Raw genomic sequence first — 20,460 nt, 5'->3', positions numbered from 1 at the left:
CGCTATTGTAACTATAAAAGACGTAACATGACAGATTACAGCAATTCACCTGAACTAAAAGGCAGCGTACTTGGCCAATCAACCGAGTATGTAGATACCTACACACCGAGCTTATTGTTTCCGATCGCACGTAAACTTAACCGCGATGATTTAAACATTGATGAAAGTGCCTTACCCTTTAAAGGTCAAGATCTTTGGACTGGCTATGAGCTGTCGTGGTTAAACGCAAAAGGTAAACCTGTGGTTGCCGTGGCCACCTTTGAATTTCCTTGTCAAAGTAGCCATATCATTGAATCAAAGTCTTTTAAGTTATATTTAAATAGCTTTAATCAAAGCCGTTTTGATTCAATTGATGACGTACAGGCTATTCTAACTGCGGATCTATCGACAGCAGTAGCAAAGCCCGTCAATGTTACTTTGTACAGCCCGAGTGATTATAACTGTTTACCCTGTACGCCGTTGCCTGGTGAGTGCATTGACGACTTAGACATTGAAATTGATAACTACCATTTACATGCTAACTCTTTACAAGCGGTCGCGACAAATACAGTGACTGAAACACTGCACAGTCACTTATTAAAATCTAATTGCTTGATCACCTCACAACCTGACTGGGCGAGTATTATTATTCGCTATACCGGTGAGCAAGTATGTAAAGAGTCTTTATTGCGGTATTTGATTTCTTTTCGTACTCATAATGAGTTTCATGAGCAATGTGTTGAGCGTATTTATTGTGACTTAATCACGCAATTGAAGATTACCAAGCTTGAAGTTTATGCCCGTTACACCCGACGTGGTGGCCTTGATATCAACCCATATCGATCCACAGATCACGATACAATACCATTTAACGTGAAAATAAACCGCCAATAATAGTCATTTTATTGTATAGAACCCCGAGCCCGCTCGGGGTTAATTTTCAACTCGCTAACTTTCTAGCTCACTAACTCTTTTAGTTGGTATTGACATACCGCATACATCAACATAATTAGGCGTTTCTACAAACCATGCTTCACTGCGATTTTGACGCGCTTTAATCAACATTTTAAAACTATTAGAATCTGTTTTTAGCATCTTAAATTGACTCAGGTCCTCTTTGCTTATATCAGCTAAAACTTGCAGATCCGTTATTGGATTAAATTTCTCTCCTGCTGTTTCTATGCGTGAGAGCAGATTAAAATGAGCCATGCCTTCTAGCACCCGGCCAAATACGGTAATATTTCTATCTAAGTAACGAGGTCCATGACCTAATGTGACATAAAACTCAGTGCCACCGCTGTTAATATCATTATCCCTTGCCATCGCAAATATACCGTTACAATGTACTTGCCAAGTTTGGGTTTGCGCTTCATTTTGTGCCACTGCAAAGCCATTTAAAAACCCCGTGATTGCAGCGTAACCATCTTCTCTATCCAGTTCGGTAATTTTAAGTGCCATTTTAGTCGCTAAATAAAACTCAGCAGGTACAGCTTTACTTGCAGTGTTAATTACTTTTTTACCACTGGCATCACCGCCTTGGGCTACAAAACCTTCCACAAAACGGTAAACACTCAAACCTCTATAAAAGCCTTCACGAGCAAGTTTTTTTATATTCTGTGTGTGTTTTGGTGCAAGTAATGGATTAAGTTCAATATACGCCGCGCCCGAAGGTAGAGTAATTTTAATGATATTATCAGTGTCTACCATTCGCCATTCTGATGCGCTTACATTACTCATTACATCACTGACTGTTGGTTGTTCAACCGTGTTTGCCACGCTTGTTTGACTCAAGATTAACGCAACCGCAGCTAAGCATGATTTTTTCAACATATCCCACAACTTTTTTTATTATTAGTGGTGCTACATTATTGGGTTAAGGTTTTTTTATCAAGCCAAAATTGTTGTTGCTGAATCGGCGCACTGCGCGGCAATAAGGGATTGCGAAGCTGAACAATTAGACGATTTTTTAAATTAGCTTGCGCAATAGTGATAGCAGACTTACTTAATACCAGTGCGAGTAACTCAGCAGGATAAGGATGACCTTCGGCTTAGCTAACACTTAATTGCGTGTTAGCTAAGCCACTAAAAAAACAAAATAAATAAGCTAAAATATAGGCTCTCAATGCATCATGACCATTAATCTAAATCGAATTTATAAAGAATATCAACATTTTGATACAGGCCACTGGTGATTTCAATGTATAACTGCGACAGTAACTGATAGCGTACAGCCACTTCACTAAGGGAGTCAAAAATCCCCACACTGTATTTCACTTGAATGCCTGGCGCAACGTAACCCGAAATTTCAACTTTGGTTTCCTCGCCGCTACCCTTAGAGCTCAAACTCACATCAGATAAACCAAACGTTTCACCAACTTTAGAAACCATTCCTTCGCTGCGGCTCACCCCTTGCGATAGCAACAACTGAGTTAACATCGCATCGGTTGAGCTATCACCTTCACCTAATGGTTGACCATTTAACAAGTAAGCGAGTGATTGTGCTTGATCCATTGCAGGCTCTGAAAACACTTTGAATACAGGCTGGTCGATATTGCCTGTTAAAGTGATCCCGGCAATAACATCATTAGCTGTATTGGCTGGATTACGGATCGCTTTAATATTTAAGTACGGCTTATCAATTGGGCCACTAAAACCAATTTGCCCGGTGCGAATTATCAAATCTTGACCAAATGAACGATATGTCCCTTGTCGTAAATTCAATTCACCGGTGGTGATCATTGGCGTTTGTTGATCCATTTTAATCGCTAAATCACCTTCAATTTTTGACTCCAAACCAAAAGATTTTATACGCACATCGTTTTCAACAATTAGCTTTAAGTTTATATCGTAATCAAAAGGCACTGCTTGCGTTTGCTTAGTCTGCTTATCAATAATAATCTCATCATCACTGACTCGCACAGCGCCTTCTGGTAACTCTTCGATTTCTATTCGACCATACGGAACAACCACTTGCCCTGCTAGTTTAAAAGCATTATCAACTAAACTTATTTTTAAGTCTGGGGAGATCTTAAAAATCACTCCTTGCTGCGCACGCACATAAAACTGCTCACCAAGTACCGCTAAGTTAACTGCAGGTTGAGTCCCTTGCCAATCAATATCACCGGTCAGTGCTAAGTCACCGCCTTCAGCATCTTTTAACTGACCCTCTAAGGTCGCTTTGGTTTTATCAAATGCGATACTAATATTTGAATCCACAATCGCGACTGGAAGTTGCTCGCCTTGTAAATTCACGTCGGAAATCTCAAGTTCACCATTTAACAATGGCGCACTGAGCGTGCCAGCTAACGCAATTTGCCCGCTAATACTGCCTTTTAATTGCTCTAGAGTACCCATAAAAGGCTGTAAATCGGTTAATAAAATCTTATCAATCATAAGTTGACCACGAAGCAATTGCTGACCAGTTAAATCTTCAGCATTGAGGTCAGCACTGATATCACCAATCACACTAGAACTTAGACGAGCCTGCAATTGTGTATTTTGTTGATCCGCGGTCGCGTTAAGCGAAAACGTTTCTATTGGTAAACGATAGCGCTTATCTTCATTTATAAGCGTAGCCGCCAAATCATGTGAGCTAATTGCTGCTGTTAAAGTTTGTAATTGAGTGTTTTGCCAATTCGCATTTAGTTGGCCGTTCAAGCCCCCTTCGGTAATAATATTCTCAGGTAATAAATGTTTTATTTCGGCTAGATCAAAATTATCCAGTTGCGCTTTAAACTGACCTTGTTGGTTAGTTTGGCTAAGCTGCTCAACGCAAAGTTTGCTATTGTCACTTTTCCAGCAATGTTGCTGCACCGAAAAATCGCCATTGTCGATATTAAATTCAATTGCAACCGCCGGTTGTGTGCTAACACGAATAACATTATCAGTAAGTAATACATCACTGACACGGCCTTGCCATACTTGATTAATAAATTTACCAGCAACTTCAAATTGAGCTTCTCCGTCAGCGGCATCTAAATTAAGTTGCAGTTGATGATCAGCTTTATCACCTGCAGCTGCTATAGTAAAACTGTTGATATGACGACCAGATACGCTCGCATCGGTGAGTTTTAAACTCACATTGGTTTGCCAATCAGCGGCATAATTAAAGTCTGTTTTGAGCGCTAAATGTTCAATCGCAATATCAGCAAAGCTTAAATGACTGATGCCAACATCTAAATTAACTATCGGCTCCAATCGTTGCCCAGTTATCGCAAGCTTACCTTCACCAACGCCGGTAAATTCGAGTTCATTTTGCTGCGCTTTATTTAAATGTAACAGCCCTTTAATATTCCACTGCTTAGTGATATCACCAGATAATGTAAGTTTATTTTCACCACTGGCAAGCTCAAACTTATCAATACTTGCATACAGTGAGTTATTTAAATCAAAGTCTGAGGCAAAGCTAAATGGTATATCGTTCAGCGTACCAGCTAGCTGAGTATTGGTCATTTTCAGCTGCCATTGCTGCTGCTTAGCACTGAAAACACCGTTAAATTGCCCTGAAAGATCACTTGTTAGCGCATCTGTTAGGTACTGGGCTTTCAAATGAGTTAATTGCCCTGAAAACTCACTATGAATACCTTTATCCCAACGCGCAGACGCTGTAATAGTGGCTTTACTCTCGTTCGCTAACAATGACAAGTCATCGACGTGGATCTGGGTTAGGCCACCTTTAAGAGAGGATTTTAACTGTACCTTAGGGTATGCCGCCAACTGACTTTGTGCTATTAGCTGTAACTTATAATCATCAGCATTACCTTTGCCGGTTAACTGCACATCACTAATCTCTAAAGCGTTGTTATCTACTTCAAGCTGCCACTGAGTAATATTTGCATTGACTGAAAAAGGAAAGTTTATCGTTTTTAAATCTGCGTTTATTTTTGCACTTAGCGGATATTGCCCTTGGGTGACTACATCTAATTGCAAATCGTGTAAATCACCATCCACAGCCAAACTGAGCTGATGCTCTGGATTGTTAAGAGTTATTTTTGCCGTAACCGGCGTATCATCAACTAAGGAGGCTTTTAATTGGCTACTCAAATGCCATTGCAAATAGTCAGCACTGAATGAAGGTAATATCAGTTGATTTTTTGCAATTGAGAAAGCACCTTTAATATCTGTAATTTCATGACTTTGCTCACCCTGTACAATCGTTACTTTCGATACCAATAATTGCTCAAGTGTTGCTGCAAGCGGCGAGCTAAAATGGATGTCAGGTAACGCCGCAAGTGCAGTTAGTGGTTCGCTAGGAGGTGATTGAGTCTCTTTGAGCAGCACATCAACTTGAGCAATTGAGAGTGATTTTAACGTCACCAGGGATTGCTCTGCCGAGGCTGACAGCGCAAATTTTGTCACTGTGACATCAGCGCTGGGATGAGCAAGCTTAAACGATGCAATTGCGATACGTTTAATCGAAACTGCTATCGGTAAACTGATTTCATCAGTACTACTGGCAACTGGCAGCTCTGGAACAGTCGCTTCATCATCAGCTAAATTTTGTGAAGTATCGGGCAATACCAGTGCCATGCTCTGCGCACTTATATTTTCGATGCAAATACCTTCACATCCCCACCAATATAGATCGATTTTTAGGTTTTTAGCATTAAAATCTAAGCCACCTTGTTGAAACCGCACATCAAATGAATCGTTATATAAAAAACGGCCATTGTTAATATCTATGTGTAAGCCATCGACTAGTTTGTTTGCGGTATAGGCAATCAACTGATTACCCGGTGCTGTAAATAATAAACAAAATACCAGCACGAATACCGAGGCAAGAAACACTGTGAGTGCGGTGATGATTTTTTTCATTCTTGACATTAAATTTCAGGCCCTATGGTAATACTTAATCGTGTACTGTTACTTTCTTTAGTGAGTCCCCACGCGTGATCAATTCTCACAGGGCCTACTGGTGTTAAATAACGAATACCAAACCCAGCCCCCACTTCTACACGGTCAGTAAAGTCATTGGTCGCTGTACCGCTGTCTACAAATAAGGCTGCTCGCCAACTTTCTGCAAACTGGTAATTATATTCAACAGTACCTGTAATTAGATATTTACCACCAATCAAACGACCGGCTTCATCTTCAGGTGATATTGATTGATATGCAAAACCACGTACGCTTTGATCACCACCAGCATAAAAACGCAGTGAAAATGGTACGTTATCAATATCATCAACCAACATTGCACCAATATTTGCTTTTAAAAAAATCAAATGTCGGTCAAGGTATGTTTGCAACCAAGCATTTTGTATCTGCATTCTGACGATATTAGTAGTTGAAAACATGTCCTTTAAGCCAAACTCTGCCGACACCAGCCATTGATATCCTGATGATGGTGTTGTGCCTCCCTCGGTAACTTTTTTAGCGTAACTGAGCCCGGGCATTAACATTTTTGAGCTTTGCTCTGTATCGCCAATTCGGTATGTTTCACGATCGCGGCGTAAAAAAGCGGTACGAACCCAGTTATCATTGGTCAACCATTGCCGTTGTAGTTGCCCTGTGAGAATTTTACTGTATACGTCGTTAGTTAACTCATCTTCTAACTTGTAACCAACAGAAAAACGCCATAAGTCATCATTTGGATCATCAACAGGGACAGTGTAACCAAGTGAAATATCTTGCTGACGCTGTGACACATTTAAGTTACTTTCAAGGTAGTGGCCATTTTCAGTGATCCAAGGCTTAGACCATTTAAAACGCACTTTGGGCCCCAGATCTGTACTGTAGCCGCCGCCTATTTCATAACTATTGGCAGGTTTGTGTAGCACGTCAACCCTAATAGGCACTTGCTTATTTGCACGATTAGAAATATCAGCGTAAACACGTACGCTGGCAAAATAAGGAGTGGTTGAAAGCGCTAAGTTATACTCAGATACCAAGGTTGCTTTATAAGCTTCACCTTGCTGAAATTTTGCAATAGAACGGATGTATTTTTCAGCTCGAGTTTCTTCACCTAAAACTAACTCACCAAATTGATAACGAACACCGGTGTCGATCGTTAGGATCACTTCAGCACTGTTATTCTTTAATGAAATTGCGAGTTGGTGTGCTAGCCATTTAACATCAAAATATCCTAACTCAAGCAATTGCCCTTCAATTTTTTTACGCGCCGCATCATAGTTACTGTGATTTAAAATATCCCCTTGATTTAAATTAATAGTGTTGATGCTATGCTTGAGTAGAGGGTCATCTTTACCATCACCTTGGACAGTAATACGTACGTCTGCAATTCGTGTTACAGGTCCGCGCTCAATAGTGGCCACTAAGGTTTGTGTTTCATTATTATAATTTAACTTAATGGTCGGTTTATAATAACCAAGTGCTTTTAAACTACTCGCCACTTGTTTTTTTGCATGACTTAACAAAGTACTGGTTGCATTGTCACCTTCTAATTGTTTTAAGTACAGCGCAACGTTTTTTTCAAGATCGCCCTTAATACCATTAATTTCATAACTAGTTACCACTTGCGCAGCTGCAAATACATGAAACGAAAAAAATAAAAATAAACCAACCGCAAAGCGAGTTAATATCCAACTAGGCAAGTAATTTCCTTACTTAAAAACAATTTACCGATAATTATTGAAATAGTACCATATTGAAGTCACTTCACGCAGTAACTCAAATGTGAAAATTAGTACGCTTATGTGCTTTATTTTGGTTACAATAGTCGATACTAATTTGAAATAATTTTATTGAGTTTTTAAATGCACTTTCCTGATGATGACAATGGCCAACTTTTAGCTGAAATCGCCGCTGCGGGTATAGATTTGGCCCAAATGCACAAAATTGATTTCTATATTTTATTTGAGCAAAAAGTAGATGCCGAAAAGTTTGCCACCGCGATAGCCAAAGATGAACTCTCCCCTGCCACCGAATTAGTGCAATGCACAGACACCGGTATTTGGGAAGTGGTAACTCAGGTAGAGATGGTGCCAGATCACACTTTACTTGGCCAAACAGAGCAATATTTAGAAAGTATTGCAAATGGCTATAACGGTTATGGTGATGGCTGGGGATTAATGGATGGCGACGACGCCTAAGTCTAAAATCAGTTAAGCTTATTAATAGCTTAGCTGATTTGCCTTTCTGAAGTTACCTTGATAATCAAATAGTTTATCGGCAACCTTCCAGCCATATTTTTTACTCTTTCTAGCAATAACAAAATCCGGTGCAACAAGCTGCATCTGTCCAGCAATAACTTGTCCAGCTGACTTATATTCTGTGGGTGTTTGACCATTAGCAGTACGCTGAGCAAATTGTTTATTAAACGCATAACGGGCGCCGGACTTTGAGAAATCATAAATTTCATCGCAACTAGCACCATCTTCATCATAATAAGTAACTTTAATAATATGTTCGTTATTTGCAAGGCTAACAACACTTAAACCACTGCAACGTAATACCAATGCATCTTTTAAATTTAATGCAGCACGTAGTTTATCATCAGGATCAGCCATTACCTCATGGCAAGACTGGCACTGACGTGCGGCAATATCATTTTGCGCACCACACGCTTCACATTCTTTAAAGCGAAAACGGTAATCACATTGCTCTTTTGAGCCATCATCATCTTCGAGTAAACCTTGGCAGCGACGGCCAAAATGCTCAATCACTTTACCTTGTGTATCGGTTTTTCCCCAAAATATATTGGCAAAACCACAACCCGGGCAAAGTACTTGTACAGGCTCGTTATCACTATCGCCTTTTTTACTTCCTACTTCGGGGTAAAATAAGTCAAAGCCATTACCTGCATAATCAATTACCAAACACTCGGTTTTCCCTTCGCTTAAACGCAGGCCTCGACCAACAATTTGTTGGTATAAACTAACCGACTCTGTCGGGCGTAAAATAGCAATAAAATCAACATGAGGCGCATCAAACCCAGTGGTGAGCACCGATACATTGACTAAATACTTTAGTCGGCGCTGCTTAAATTCCATAATAATACGGTCACGTTCAGCGTTAGGAGTATCCCCGGTGATCAAAGCCGTTTGTTGTTCAGGCAAATAACCATAGACTTCTTTTGCATGCATTACAGTCGCAGCAAAAATCATGATCCCTTGGCGTTGCTCGCTGTACTGAATAACTTGCTGCATAATAGCTTTGGTTGCTCTGCTATGCTTTTCTAGCAACTGGTTCATATCATCGGCTGTATAGCGTCCGAAGGAATCACTTTGTAAAGAAGAAAAATCATAATGACTGATCGCCGCATCCACTTCCTTTGGCGCAGTCAAATAATGATGCTTGATCATATAACGTAGGGGTAGTTCAAAAATACATTCTCGAAATGGACTCGCTTTATCGCCTCGAACAAAACCATGATAATGACGATAATAAACCCAGCCCATTCCCATACGATAAGGCGTAGCGGTAAGCCCAAGTACTTTTAACTGCGGATTATATGCTTTTAGCGCAACGATCACTTTTTGGTACTGGCTATCTTGCTCACCACTGACACGGTGACATTCATCTATGATCACTAACGAATAATGTTCGTTAAGTTGCTCAAGATTGCGTGACAGCGATTGGATACTGGCAAACGTTACTTGATGTAGCAATGACTTTTGTTTTAAACCCGCAGAAAAAATACTCGCCTGAAGGCCAAAGCTTTTATATTTTTCAGCATTTTGCTCAACAAGCTCTTTGACATGGGCAAGTACTAAAATTTTCTTTCTGGCAATTCGCGCTAACTCAGCGATCACCAAGCTTTTACCTGCACCCGTAGGTAATACAATTAAAGCAGGATCTGAGGTTTTACGAAAATGAGCGACAGTGCGATCAACCGCTTCTTGTTGATAGGGTCGTAGTACATACGTCATAGTGGCAACTTCGAAGGGGTCAACAAATAATGGGGGAATAACTATTTTATAAATAAAGAGGGGGTATATACCCCCTACAGTATTAAGCTAAGTGGTCGGTAAGTTCAACACCTTGAAATGCTTTAGGGCGTTTACCACGGCCAGTCCATTCAACAATTTCACCCTCAAACTCAATACGGTATTTAGGCATTACTTTTGTGCGTTTATCGTGGGCACCGTCTTGAAGATCATCAAGAGTAAGACCTTTTGCTTTTAACAGATCAAGTACTTCTTGTTTCGCTTGCTGCTGCTGCGTATATTTTGCAATCGCATCGCCAAGTAATGCCTGTGCTTTTTCTAAGTCTGATAGACTCGCTGATTTAATAAAAGCTTTAACTTCTTTCATTTTTTACTCACTAAGTTGTAAAGTTATAAATTAGATATGATTCAACTAAATTATAAGCCTATTCTTTAAAATAGGCCAAGCTGATTAAGCAGTTTTTAAGGATTTTATTTAAACTAAGATTAATCAATAAGATTAGTATAGTCATTTATTAAAGTTAAGTGGTTTATTATTCACTTTATCAGCGCTGAAAAATATACTTAACATGCTTAATTAACCTAAAGAGTATGCAATCCTTTTATTTAAAAACGAACGTTCATCTCAATATTTTCGCAATTACATAAATTCATTTGATCACTTTATAATACAACTACATCGACGTTATTAGCGTTTTAAACCGCCCCGCTAAACCAATATCATTAATGTTTTTTTCAAGACCAATAGAATAGGATTGCTTTTGGTCAGCCCAAGATAAACTCGTGTACACATTATCGCTATTGTCTTTAAGTACATAAAGGACCCCAGGGTTGCTATTTACATAATAATTCACCGCGTCCGCATCAATATATACGCCACTGCTTTGACTAAAACTAAACATTTTTATAATCACAGTACCAAACGTATCATTCTTGACAATCTGAGTTAACTGATCCCAACCGCTACCGGCAATAAAATTTCCGCCAACGGTTTTACTCATAACAGTAAATTCTTGTTGCAACAATATATTATCTAAAGCAACTGTGTCTCCTGCAAATTGCTGCGACAAATTAGTTTGGTCTGCGGTTGATTGCGCCGCCATGATTTCAGGTTTTAAGGTGCGCAGAAATAGTTCATGGCCATTTTTGTGCTCTGCAATCACTTTTTCAATATCTTTGATCTGAGATGTGTCCACTAACGCAAAACCATTGGTTTTAGTCTCTAAAGCAAGCCGTAAATAGCCTGTATCTTGGGCAGTATTAATTTTATCATGTTCGTGCAGTTCAATTGGCGTTTCTGTAAAAGAAAACACCTGAGCGCCCTGCGGTTGCGCTGCATGTTCTGCAAGAAAAGGATTAGAATTTAAATCGGGCTCATTAGCAAAAGCTACAACCGAGAATACAGCTATCATCGTTGCACTGAATATCACGTTACATTTTTTCATAATAGGCTCTTTATCCATAAAGAAGGCAATTAAGGGTGTTTAACTAACAATCAGTATAGTCGATTAAACACACAACTTGTACCTATATAATAAAATTATTCTTTTAATTTATATCTCGATGACGGTTATAAATAGCAGCCCTTATAGCGTGTACCTCCCCTTTTAAATTAAGCAACAACCACCTTACTTATATTTAAACAGATACAAAAAAGCCCTGTACGTGCAGGGCTTCAACCATCTGAATAATATTAGTTTAAATGCTAGGTACTAATTTAATTGCGCCCTGCTCTACTTTCATATCTAAAGGTAATTTACTTAATAGCGCAACCTTAGGATCATTCATATTTAATCTATAGACTGGGTTTACAGCTAAAAATCCGTTAATAACTTTCATTGCTTCATCATCAAGCACCGCTAGGTTTCCCTTAAAACCGCCCGCGTCGATAGTTGAATCAAGCAATTTTACATTCCGTAGAAATACCGCTTTTTTCTCACTATCATAAAATGGCGCACCTTCTATTTGCAGCTTCAGACGCACTGGGTATTTAAGTGCGAAAGCATTTATAACAGCACTCGAATCTGCACCTAATACGATTACATCACGATTATCAGGGCCGACATTCACGCTTAAATCATTCACATTAAACTGTACAGGTAACCCCATCAAGCTGACTTCTTCACTAAGTTTTGGTAATTGCTGGTTAAGTGCTGTTTCAATTTCGCTGCTAGTAAATGAATAAACAGATACGCCGTTCGTGGTGTTACAAGCAGAGAGTAATAAACAGCTAATTAATAAAATATACTTCATTGTTTTTCCTTTACTATAATATTATCGTCAAAAACCAAATAAAAACAAAAGCCGCACAACGGCGGCTTTATTTAATCTGCGGCGCCCTAGATTATTTAAATGCTAAATACCGCTTTTAAACGTCCTAGTGTGTCAGCATCAACTGAACCTTGAGCCAGAGCCAATAACTGTTTTAAGTAATAATGTAGATCAGCTTGTTCACCGCGATGCTTATCGTCAAGCATTGCAACCTGCTCAGCCATACGAGGTGCTCCCTCAGGACTGGCAACATTAGCTAGAATTTCCATTCTTAACATCAGTTGCGTAATGGTTAAATGCGTATCAGCACACCCTTGCCATTGTGCAGGTATTGCTTGCTGGTTTTCAAGCGCACTAAATAAAGCGCTAAAATCAGCCTGTGCTGCTTGTTCTGTCAGCACGGCTAATTTACCATCAATGTTAGCTAATAGCTTTTGCATGCGGTTATTTAATTCTTTGCTCCCTTCAAGCACAATTAGCTTAGTGCGTAAATCTAGTAATTGCGCTTTTTGATTAACCGCTGGTAATGCGTCTTCAAGTTCACTCAGTTGTGCTGCGATAACTGCGTTGTCGGCGGCTTGTTGCTGTTTATGCTGAGCAAACTCCTCACTGCGTTTAGCAAATGTCACATCGTTGTATTGACGGAATTTTTGCCATAATGCATTTTCAGCTTTTACACCCGCAAAGCCTATTCCCTGCCACTGCTGTTGCAGCTCTTTGAGCTGCTGACAAGCATCAGCTAAGTCTTCACTTACTGATAATTGCTGTGCTTGTTCAACGAGTGCATTTTTTGCTGCCGCGTTGCTTTTATGAAACGCATTCAACGCATTGAATACTTGCTGTTGCTGCGCTTTATATTGTGTTTGCAAAGCACGGTATACTTTTGGCTCTACATTACCCGCATTACGCCATACTTTATTGATACGATTGTATTGGCTTTCAAACTCTTTCCAATCAAACTCATCGCTCGTCGTATCAGTATCAGCCAATGATTTCATCTGAGTGATAATCGCTTCGCGTTCAAGTTTCGTCGTTTCGCGCTGTTGTTCAAGTTGCGCAAAATGTTCACGACATGGTGCAAATAATAGCTCTATCTTGTCATCAAACTCTTTACCTTGCGCCTGCTCTTGCTCGGTATCTAAACGTCCAAGCTCATTCCAACGACGGCGTAATGTTTTCACTTCGTTTGCACGCGCCTTGGCATCTGTGCAAGGTTGATTGAGCAAACTGGTAATTTCAGTTAGTAGCTCTTCACGCTTAGGGGCAGACGCATACTTTTGCCAATCACGAGCATTTTCTAACTGCTGCTCAAGATCTGCTTTGACTTTTTCAAGACTTTGCTGACTAACTGGAGTTAACGTTTCATACAGCTCAATAAAGCCTTTAAACACACCAAATGCAACATTAAAACGGCCTTGTTCAATAAGGCGCTGAACATCGCGTCCTTTGCGAGTAGCTTGTTGCTGATTTTTTGTTAATGTATCACTAATAGGTGCAACAGCTTTATTCCAGCGTTGTTGTTGCTCATTTAATTGTGCTTTAAAAGGCCCTTGTAACGGCTTAGGTAACTGAGCTAAAGATGCATTCGCCGCTTTATACGTCTGCTTAAATTGGCGATTAGCCTCATCATAATTTGCTTGGTCAATATCGTCAGTGTTGATACTGCTCAATTCTTTTAATGAAGTTTTAAAAACCCTGATCGCTTCACTAAGCTCTGGTAATTTAGCTACTTGCTTAAACAAACTTGTTAATCTGCCAGTCACTTGGTTTTTTTGCCCGCCGTCTTGCAGTTCGCTTTGTGTCAGTGTTTCCTGTGCTTGTGCAACTTTAGCTTCCAACCAATCTTGTTGTATTTGCTCTGGTGTTTCTAAGCCAACTTGTAGCGCATTTTCAATTTCATCACTTAACGCTTCTAAATTTGCCAACGCCAATAATTGTCGTTGCTGCTGAGCTAACCGTTGTTGTTGTTGCTCATGCACAGCTTGTAATTGACTAACTAACTCATTTAATTTTTCGGTTAGTACGGTGTATTTATTTGCAACCGTCTCGCGTTGTTCTGGATTTAACCAAGTTAGATCAAGTGCCTGCCATTGCTGGGTTAACTCACCATATTGTTGAGTAACAAGCGCATAGTCTTGTTTTTCACGTAATGCATTAAGTTTTGCCAAAATAACACGAGTATCATTTTGTACTTTTAATGGCATTTCAATTGCTAAACGCTCATTTTCTATATGCGTCTCAAGGGTTAATTTTGCCTCATCATGTGCATGCTTAACTAAGCTTTTCACTAATTGATGGGTGATCACTTGCTCAACAAGGTGCACTTGTAGTTCGCTTGAACCTTCTTTGAACGCCTTTTCAACTAACTTAGGATTAGCCAAACGTTTTAATAGCTTCGCTCTTACTTGCAGTTCTTTTTCTGCAAATGCAAGTTTTTCAAGCGTTTTTACCGGAGCAAAACGCTCTATGTATTCGTTTTTAATGTGGCTAGATAAGTTACTTTCATCACTCAGTACGGCATTTGATATATGCTGTTCTGCTAATTCTTTTAAACTTTGATCTTGTTTATACGCCTGCCACCACAGCACTAAATCATTGACTTTATTAAGCGCTTTTTTACGGATCTCTGCTGAACTATCTTCCAGAGCTAATGCATTTAAAATCGTCGCATCACGCTCTACATCTAGCTTTTCAATTGCCTCTAAACGTACTTGTTGCTTCGGGTGCTTCCACTTCGGGGTAAAAAGGTGTTTAAAGATCATGTTCACTAAACCTTGCTATTTCGTTGTCTGCGGTAAATTCTTTTTGCAATTGTGCTTTGGTTTTTTGCACCATTTCACCATTAGAACCGATGGTGAATTGCTCATTTGTTTGCGCTACTTTTGCTTGGTAAAGCATGACTAATTGCACTGTCTGCTGCTTTTGCTCGTCACTGAGTACCGTGCCATCAGGCCACTTACCTGTTGCGGCACCATACTGGAGGCGTTCGAATAATTCTGGGGTAATTGTTTTTACGAGATTATCGATGTTCATGTCATTTTTTCTTTTTTAAAGTCACTAAAATAACGCGGTTTATTAAATACCAAATACAACCGATTGCAATGGCTGCGGAGCATGCGTACCACGATGGAGTTTCAGGTTCTGGATGTAAAAAGTATAAACTAAAGAATCCACCTAAAAATATCAGTAAAGCAAAAAAAGAATGATTCATAAACATTTGTTGTTTTTGAATGCGTTTTTCGCGCGCTAGCTGTTGACGTTGTTCATCATCAAGCTGCGCTACATTATTCTCACAGTGAGGGCACTGTTGGTGTTTATCGGATATTGACTTATTACAACTAGGACAACGAACAATTGCCATATCTTTCTCCATACTTCGCATAAAAATCTACGCATAAAAAAGGCGCCTTGCGGCGCCCTTTATTGTACGTGTTTTATTTGTCGTTGTCTTTTTTCAATTGCAGCCAATAGCTGAGATCCGAAAAACAACGAGTATCTAATTTTTACAATAACCAAAACATCTCTGATTACACCACTCAATCCTATAACTGAGAGTCTTTTGATTGTTTTGCGAGACGCTTTTCCCAAAAAGTAGCGTTTTTGATCCCTAACTTAACAGGGTCAAATGTGATATCCCCGCCTTTTTTCTTCTGATCTTCGTAATCGCGCAAACATAATAGCGCAGGTCTAGCCACAAAGAATATTGATAAAATGCCCAATATATTTATCCAAGCCATTAAACCTACACCAATGTCACCAATACTCCAGATATAACCAGAGCTGTTTACCATGCCATATGACACCATAAACATAATCACAAATTTCACCATCACAAGCGGAATAGTACCTTTAAAATAACGATTTAAATATGCGATATTGGTTTCAGCAATATAATAATAAGCAAGTATTGTAGTAAAAGCGAAGAAGAACAATGCAATTCCAACAAATGCTTCACCAAAACCACCAAACACGCTGAATAAAGCCATTTGCGTGAAAGCAGCTGAACCAACTTCAGTTGCAGCATCAACGTTTTGTACAATAAATTGCCCTGCAGGTAATTCACCCACTACATTGTATTGCTGGGTAATTAAAATCATTAATGCTGTCGCAGTACAAACAAAAATAGTATCAACATAAACAGAAAAAGCTTGCACTAAACCTTGTTGGGCTGGGTGATCAACTTCAGCCGCTGCAGCTGCATGCGGTCCGGTACCTTGACCAGCTTCGTTAGAATAAATACCACGTTTTACACCCCAACCAATAGCGGCACCAAAACCGGCCTGTGCGGTAAACGCATCTGTTATGATTAAAGAGAAGATATCAGGTACTTTATCGATATTTAAAAATACCACGATTAAAGCTAATACTATGTAGCCTAACGCCATAAATGGCACCACAATTTGAGTAAAGTTAGCAATACGCTTAATACCACCGAAGATAATAAACGCTAAAACAATAAGAATAATTGCCAAAGCAACCAATTTAAAGCTACCAACTTCACCAAAACTCGTTGAGACCATAGTGCCATCACCAAACACTTGGGTAAACGCGTTGCCAACTGCATTGGCTTGCACGCCCGGCAGAAAAACACCACATGCAATAATTGCCGACACGGCAAATAAAATCGCCAGCCATTTTTGTTCTAAACAGCGATCAAAATAATATGCTGGGCCGCCGCGATATTGGCCATCTTCTTCTGTTTTATAAATTTGCCCTAATGTAGATTCGGCGTACGCGGTACTTGCCCCTAGAAAAGCCACTATCCACATCCAAAAAATAGCACCAGGGCCACCAAAGCCAATTGCTGCCGCTACACCGGCTATATTACCAACCCCTACTCGTCCAGATAACGACACAGCCAATGCTTGAAAAGATGAGATCCCTTTATCTGAGGTGTTAGGGCTAAATAGTAATTTGCACATTTCTTTAAAATGTCTAACTTGAGCAAATCGGGTTAATACAGAATAGAACAAGCCTGCGCCTAGGCATAAATAGATGAGTGCATTACTCCAAACAACATCATTAACAGCGCTTACAAAAGCTTCCATGGATATCCTCTATAGTTATATTTATTATTTTCTAGTTACGATACTCTGCTGTAGCTAATCAGAATGCGCGACATATGGCTATGGGAAATAAGGTAACAACATTACTACCTCCCCTGCAACTTTTTGAATATTAACTTAAACGATCTAAGTTTGTTAACACTTATTTTTCAAAACAACTACTTGTAAAACTTAATTAACCCTTCGTGGTTTTATGCAGGTAACTTAAATATACGGCTCGAACAGAGCTTGGAAAAGATTTAAGTAACACATTAAACAAATATCATCGCTTTATTAGCGTCGCTAATGCCATTCATCGCGATTAAAAAAACTAAGGGCATCGATATGAATGATGCCCTTAGTACAAACGCGTTATCTTAATTTATCTACTACGTTAACAATCGCAGCCAAGGTGTCTTGGCCAAATTGATATGAACGGCGATCTGACCAGCCATAATCAGGATCTGGTAAACCATCGTTATCCTTAAATGGCATTTCAACCGTATAAGCAAGCGCTTTAAATTCTTCTGCAACAGCTGATGACCCCACCGTTAGATTGGCTTGACCTGGCTCATCTTTCGGGTAACCGTGGACATCTTGAAACTCAGGAGTCACTATGTGCAATGCCGCTTTAAAACTGTCTTCTAAGTCTTTTAAGCGTGCATCATAGCTTGGGATACCTTCACTACCGGCTACAAAGTTATATGGAATCGCTTCATCTCCGTGAATATCAAGGTGCATATCAACACCGGTCTCACGCATTTTATTTAGCACTAAATATACTTCTGGGCTATTTTCCATGCTGGGAGTTTGCCATTCACGATTTAAGTTAACTCCTTTTGCGTTAGTACGTAAATGCCCGCGAGCACTGCCATCAGGGTTCATGTTCGGTACGATGTAAAATACCGCTTTTGATAACAATGCTGCTGCATGTGGATCTTCATCATCTAATAACTTATGTAATACACCTTCAACAAACCATTCGGCCATCGTTTCGCCTGGATGTTGACGGGCTGTTATCCAAATAGTTTTCTTATTTTCATCACTTTCGCCACCAATGCGCAGTACGCTCATATCACGGCCATCAAGTGTTTCACCTAAGGTTTCAAGCTGACAGGCTTCTTGGCTTTGTGCCCATGTGATTAGATCTAAGTGACGCTCGTAGCTATATGGTGCAAAGTAAGCAAAATAAACACAGCCACATTCTGGCTCAATCTCAAATGATAACGTGCCATCAGCATAGTTTGAAGGAACACGAAACCAGGTTTGGCGATCATATGATGCAACTGCCTGATAACCTTCCCAGCCGTCAGGATAAGCTGAATTTTCAAGGTTATTGATATGTAATTTATGGCTTTGAAAAGGTGTTGTTTCTAAACGGAAATGGAACCACTGAAAAAAATCAGATAAATGATCTTTATTGATCTCAAGCTGAATATTAAGTGGATCGGTCGCGGCAATGACCTTGATATTGCCACTGTCAAAATTACTGGTGATTTTCATTTTATTAAACCTATATATGAAAAATTAATCGCTAACTCATCGCTTGTTAGTTAGAAATTAAATAACGCCTCACTATAATGGACGCATTGTTATTAAAATGTAGCAAACTGGATACAGCCTACCACATGGCTTGGGTTTTGAAAAAACATTCATGACTAAAAAAGCCAGCGAATGCTGGCTTTTTGTAAAGATTTTTAAGCTATTACCAATTAACGTGGCAAGCTTGGGAATGAAACCTCGGCCATATCGCGCATACAACGCACAACTTGGCAGCTGTAACCAAACTCATTATCGTACCAAACATAAAGTACAATACGGTTGTCATCAACGATAGTGGCGGTTGAATCAACTACACCCGCATAACGACTGCCGACTAAATCGGTAGACACAATCTCAGTAGAGGCCGTGTAATCAATTTGGTCGCGTAACTCTGAATGCAGAGCAGCATGGCGTAAGAACGAGTTTAACTCCTCAACCGTGGTGCTGGTCGCAAGGTTTAAGTTCAAAATAGCCAGAGACACATTCGGTGTAGGTACACGGATTGCGTTACCCGTTAATTTGCCTTCAAGTTCTGGTAATGCTTTTGAAACAGCTTTAGCTGCGCCAGTCTCAGTGATCACCATATTAAGTGCTGCGGCACGGCCACGACGATCTGCTTTGTGGTAGTTATCAATCAAATTTTGGTCATTAGTGTACGAGTGAACTGTTTCAACGTGACCATTGTTAATACCAAACTTATCATTAAGTGCTTTTAATGTTGGTGTGATTGCGTTGGTAGTACAGCTTGCTGCACAAACAATTTTATCTTCCGGTTTGATATCGTGGTTATTAACACCATATACGATGTTTTTGATATTGCCTTTCGCCGGTGCTGTTAATAGTACTTTTGCAGCGCCTTTTGATTTTAAATGTAAGCCAAGGCCAGCTTCGTCTTTCCAGATCCCCGTATTATCGACGATCAATGCGTTTTCAATACCATATGCTGTGTAGTCAATTTCATCTGGAGAGTTAGCATAGATCACCTGAATGTAGCTACCATTGGCTTTTATTGCATTACGTTCTTTATCAATGGTGATTGAACCATTGAAAGGACCATGAATTGAATCACGACGTAATAGGCTAGCACGCTTTTCAAGGTCGCCGTCTTTACCACCACGAACAACGATTGCACGTAAGCGTAAATCCGCATAAGGACCTGATTTTTCAATTAACAAACGCGCTAGTAAACGACCGATACGACCAAAACCATATAACACTACATCGCGTGGCTCTTTGGCTTGTGAGTTTACAATTTCAGCTAACTCGTCGTTTAAATACTCTTCGATAGAACGACCATTTGCAACATCGTTAAATAAATAACCATAAGCCAGTTTACCAATATCGATACGGGCAGAGTTTAAATCCATTTTGCTAATAGCTTCTAAAAACGGAAAGCTTTCGCGTAAACGTAGTTTAGTACCTTCAAACTGTGCCACTGTTTTGTGAGATTTGATGATATCAATTGTACTGGCATTGACGAGAGGACGGCCATATACCGCGATTTCAATACCACGATTACGATAAAGCTTACCAATGATAGGTTGCATACTTTCTGCGTAATCTTGGCGTTCTTGCCAACTATTTGTGTATTCTAACTCGTGAGATGAGGTCATTTTATTTACCTAATTAAACAATTTTTGAACGGATAGCCATAAGACGTATTGAATTTTGAGAGCAACACGCCTCAGTGGGCTTCGCTATTCTAATTTAAACTAACTTTATTCTCCACTGTTAGAGATCAATTCATTACGCTAGAATAACAAGGTAATTATTAAGGT

At 39.7% G+C, this 20,460-nt stretch carries 15 protein-coding genes; 2 read left to right on the top strand and 13 right to left on the bottom strand.

Annotated elements, in window-relative coordinates:
• Positions 1-27 precede the first annotated feature (27 nt).
• Complete coding sequence (gene queF, locus H5201_RS13800) at positions 28-873, top strand: NADPH-dependent 7-cyano-7-deazaguanine reductase QueF (RefSeq protein ID WP_182717945.1); 846 nt, start codon at positions 28-30, stop codon at positions 871-873.
• A gap of 54 nt (positions 874-927) precedes the next feature.
• Here the strand turns inward: queF and H5201_RS13795 are convergent, their stop codons facing one another.
• From H5201_RS13795 to H5201_RS13785, 3 genes are all read right to left on the bottom strand, one after another.
• Positions 928-1,809 (bottom strand): peptidylprolyl isomerase, encoded by an 882-nt coding sequence (locus tag H5201_RS13795; protein ID WP_182717944.1) that lies wholly within the window; start codon positions 1,807-1,809, stop codon positions 928-930.
• 306 nt (positions 1,810-2,115) lie between these two features.
• Entirely contained in the window at positions 2,116-5,802 is a 3,687-nt protein-coding gene (locus tag H5201_RS13790; protein WP_182784867.1) for a translocation/assembly module TamB domain-containing protein, read from the bottom strand.
• A complete protein-coding gene (locus H5201_RS13785) occupies positions 5,802-7,517 on the bottom strand; it encodes an autotransporter assembly complex family protein (RefSeq protein ID WP_404936145.1) in 1,716 nt (571 codons plus the stop codon). The genes H5201_RS13790 and H5201_RS13785 overlap by 1 nt, the downstream gene beginning before the upstream one ends.
• A gap of 174 nt (positions 7,518-7,691) precedes the next feature.
• Between H5201_RS13785 and H5201_RS13780 the strand changes: the two genes are divergently transcribed.
• Positions 7,692-8,027 (top strand): ribonuclease E inhibitor RraB, encoded by a 336-nt coding sequence (locus H5201_RS13780; RefSeq protein WP_182717941.1) that lies wholly within the window; start codon positions 7,692-7,694, stop codon positions 8,025-8,027.
• Between the two features lie 21 nt (positions 8,028-8,048).
• Here H5201_RS13780 and H5201_RS13775 read toward each other — a convergent pair whose 3' ends face one another.
• From H5201_RS13775 to H5201_RS13730, 10 genes are all read right to left on the bottom strand, one after another.
• Positions 8,049-9,806 carry a DEAD/DEAH box helicase gene (locus H5201_RS13775; protein WP_182784865.1) on the bottom strand — a complete coding sequence of 586 codons (1,758 nt, stop codon included), beginning with the start codon at positions 9,804-9,806 and terminating at the stop codon, positions 8,049-8,051.
• A gap of 82 nt (positions 9,807-9,888) precedes the next feature.
• Positions 9,889-10,191, bottom strand: a complete 303-nt coding sequence (locus H5201_RS13770) for an H-NS family nucleoid-associated regulatory protein (RefSeq protein WP_182784863.1) — start codon at positions 10,189-10,191, stop codon at positions 9,889-9,891.
• A 307-nt stretch (positions 10,192-10,498) separates the two neighbouring features.
• Complete coding sequence (locus H5201_RS13765) at positions 10,499-11,269, bottom strand: hypothetical protein (protein ID WP_182784861.1); 771 nt, start codon at positions 11,267-11,269, stop codon at positions 10,499-10,501.
• 253 nt (positions 11,270-11,522) lie between these two features.
• On the bottom strand, positions 11,523-12,077 hold the full coding sequence (locus tag H5201_RS13760; protein WP_182717938.1) for a DUF1439 domain-containing protein: 555 nt from the start codon (positions 12,075-12,077) through the stop codon (positions 11,523-11,525).
• Positions 12,078-12,172: 95 nt separating this feature from the next.
• Positions 12,173-14,857, bottom strand: coding sequence for a DUF349 domain-containing protein (locus H5201_RS13755; protein ID WP_182784859.1), 2,685 nt, complete (start codon positions 14,855-14,857; stop codon positions 12,173-12,175).
• Positions 14,847-15,128 carry a YeaC family protein gene (locus tag H5201_RS13750; RefSeq protein ID WP_016707757.1) on the bottom strand — a complete coding sequence of 94 codons (282 nt, stop codon included), beginning with the start codon at positions 15,126-15,128 and terminating at the stop codon, positions 14,847-14,849. The genes H5201_RS13755 and H5201_RS13750 overlap by 11 nt, the downstream gene beginning before the upstream one ends.
• 1 nt (position 15,129) lies before the next feature.
• On the bottom strand, positions 15,130-15,456 hold the full coding sequence (locus tag H5201_RS13745) for a hypothetical protein (protein ID WP_149982912.1): 327 nt from the start codon (positions 15,454-15,456) through the stop codon (positions 15,130-15,132).
• A 181-nt stretch (positions 15,457-15,637) separates the two neighbouring features.
• On the bottom strand, positions 15,638-17,143 hold the full coding sequence (locus H5201_RS13740) for a sodium:alanine symporter family protein (protein ID WP_182717936.1): 1,506 nt from the start codon (positions 17,141-17,143) through the stop codon (positions 15,638-15,640).
• Positions 17,144-17,512: 369 nt separating this feature from the next.
• The gene (locus H5201_RS13735; protein WP_149982910.1) at positions 17,513-18,643 is read right to left on the bottom strand and encodes a carboxypeptidase family protein; all 1,131 of its coding nucleotides are present in this window, start codon (positions 18,641-18,643) and stop codon (positions 17,513-17,515) included.
• A gap of 209 nt (positions 18,644-18,852) precedes the next feature.
• Complete coding sequence (locus H5201_RS13730; RefSeq protein ID WP_145241596.1) at positions 18,853-20,295, bottom strand: glyceraldehyde-3-phosphate dehydrogenase; 1,443 nt, start codon at positions 20,293-20,295, stop codon at positions 18,853-18,855.
• Positions 20,296-20,460: the final 165 nt, after the last annotated feature.

Source organism: Pseudoalteromonas sp. SG43-6 (assembly GCF_014164365.1).
In the GTDB taxonomy this organism is placed as follows: domain Bacteria; phylum Pseudomonadota; class Gammaproteobacteria; order Enterobacterales; family Alteromonadaceae; genus Pseudoalteromonas; species Pseudoalteromonas rhizosphaerae.
The sequence above is the reverse complement of the archived record's forward strand: the minus strand, read 5'-3'. Positions and strand labels throughout refer to the sequence as shown.

Excerpts from the sequence above, each read along its gene's own strand:
- queF (WP_182717945.1), top strand. The coding sequence starts at position 28 with ATGACAGATTACAGCAATTCACCTGAACTAAAAGGCAGCGTACTTGGC.
- H5201_RS13795 (WP_182717944.1), bottom strand. The coding sequence starts at position 1,809 with ATGTTGAAAAAATCATGCTTAGCTGCGGTTGCGTTAATCTTGAGTCAA.
- H5201_RS13790 (WP_182784867.1), bottom strand. The coding sequence starts at position 5,802 with ATGTCAAGAATGAAAAAAATCATCACCGCACTCACAGTGTTTCTTGCC.
- H5201_RS13780 (WP_182717941.1), top strand. The coding sequence starts at position 7,692 with ATGCACTTTCCTGATGATGACAATGGCCAACTTTTAGCTGAAATCGCC.
- H5201_RS13775 (WP_182784865.1), bottom strand. The coding sequence starts at position 9,806 with ATGACGTATGTACTACGACCCTATCAACAAGAAGCGGTTGATCGCACT.
- H5201_RS13770 (WP_182784863.1), bottom strand. The coding sequence starts at position 10,191 with ATGAAAGAAGTTAAAGCTTTTATTAAATCAGCGAGTCTATCAGACTTA.
- H5201_RS13765 (WP_182784861.1), bottom strand. The coding sequence starts at position 11,269 with ATGAAAAAATGTAACGTGATATTCAGTGCAACGATGATAGCTGTATTC.
- H5201_RS13760 (WP_182717938.1), bottom strand. The coding sequence starts at position 12,077 with ATGAAGTATATTTTATTAATTAGCTGTTTATTACTCTCTGCTTGTAAC.
- H5201_RS13755 (WP_182784859.1), bottom strand. The coding sequence starts at position 14,857 with ATGATCTTTAAACACCTTTTTACCCCGAAGTGGAAGCACCCGAAGCAA.
- H5201_RS13750 (WP_016707757.1), bottom strand. The coding sequence starts at position 15,128 with ATGAACATCGATAATCTCGTAAAAACAATTACCCCAGAATTATTCGAA.
- H5201_RS13745 (WP_149982912.1), bottom strand. The coding sequence starts at position 15,456 with ATGGCAATTGTTCGTTGTCCTAGTTGTAATAAGTCAATATCCGATAAA.
- H5201_RS13740 (WP_182717936.1), bottom strand. The coding sequence starts at position 17,143 with ATGGAAGCTTTTGTAAGCGCTGTTAATGATGTTGTTTGGAGTAATGCA.
- H5201_RS13735 (WP_149982910.1), bottom strand. The coding sequence starts at position 18,643 with ATGAAAATCACCAGTAATTTTGACAGTGGCAATATCAAGGTCATTGCC.
- H5201_RS13730 (WP_145241596.1), bottom strand. The coding sequence starts at position 20,295 with ATGACCTCATCTCACGAGTTAGAATACACAAATAGTTGGCAAGAACGC.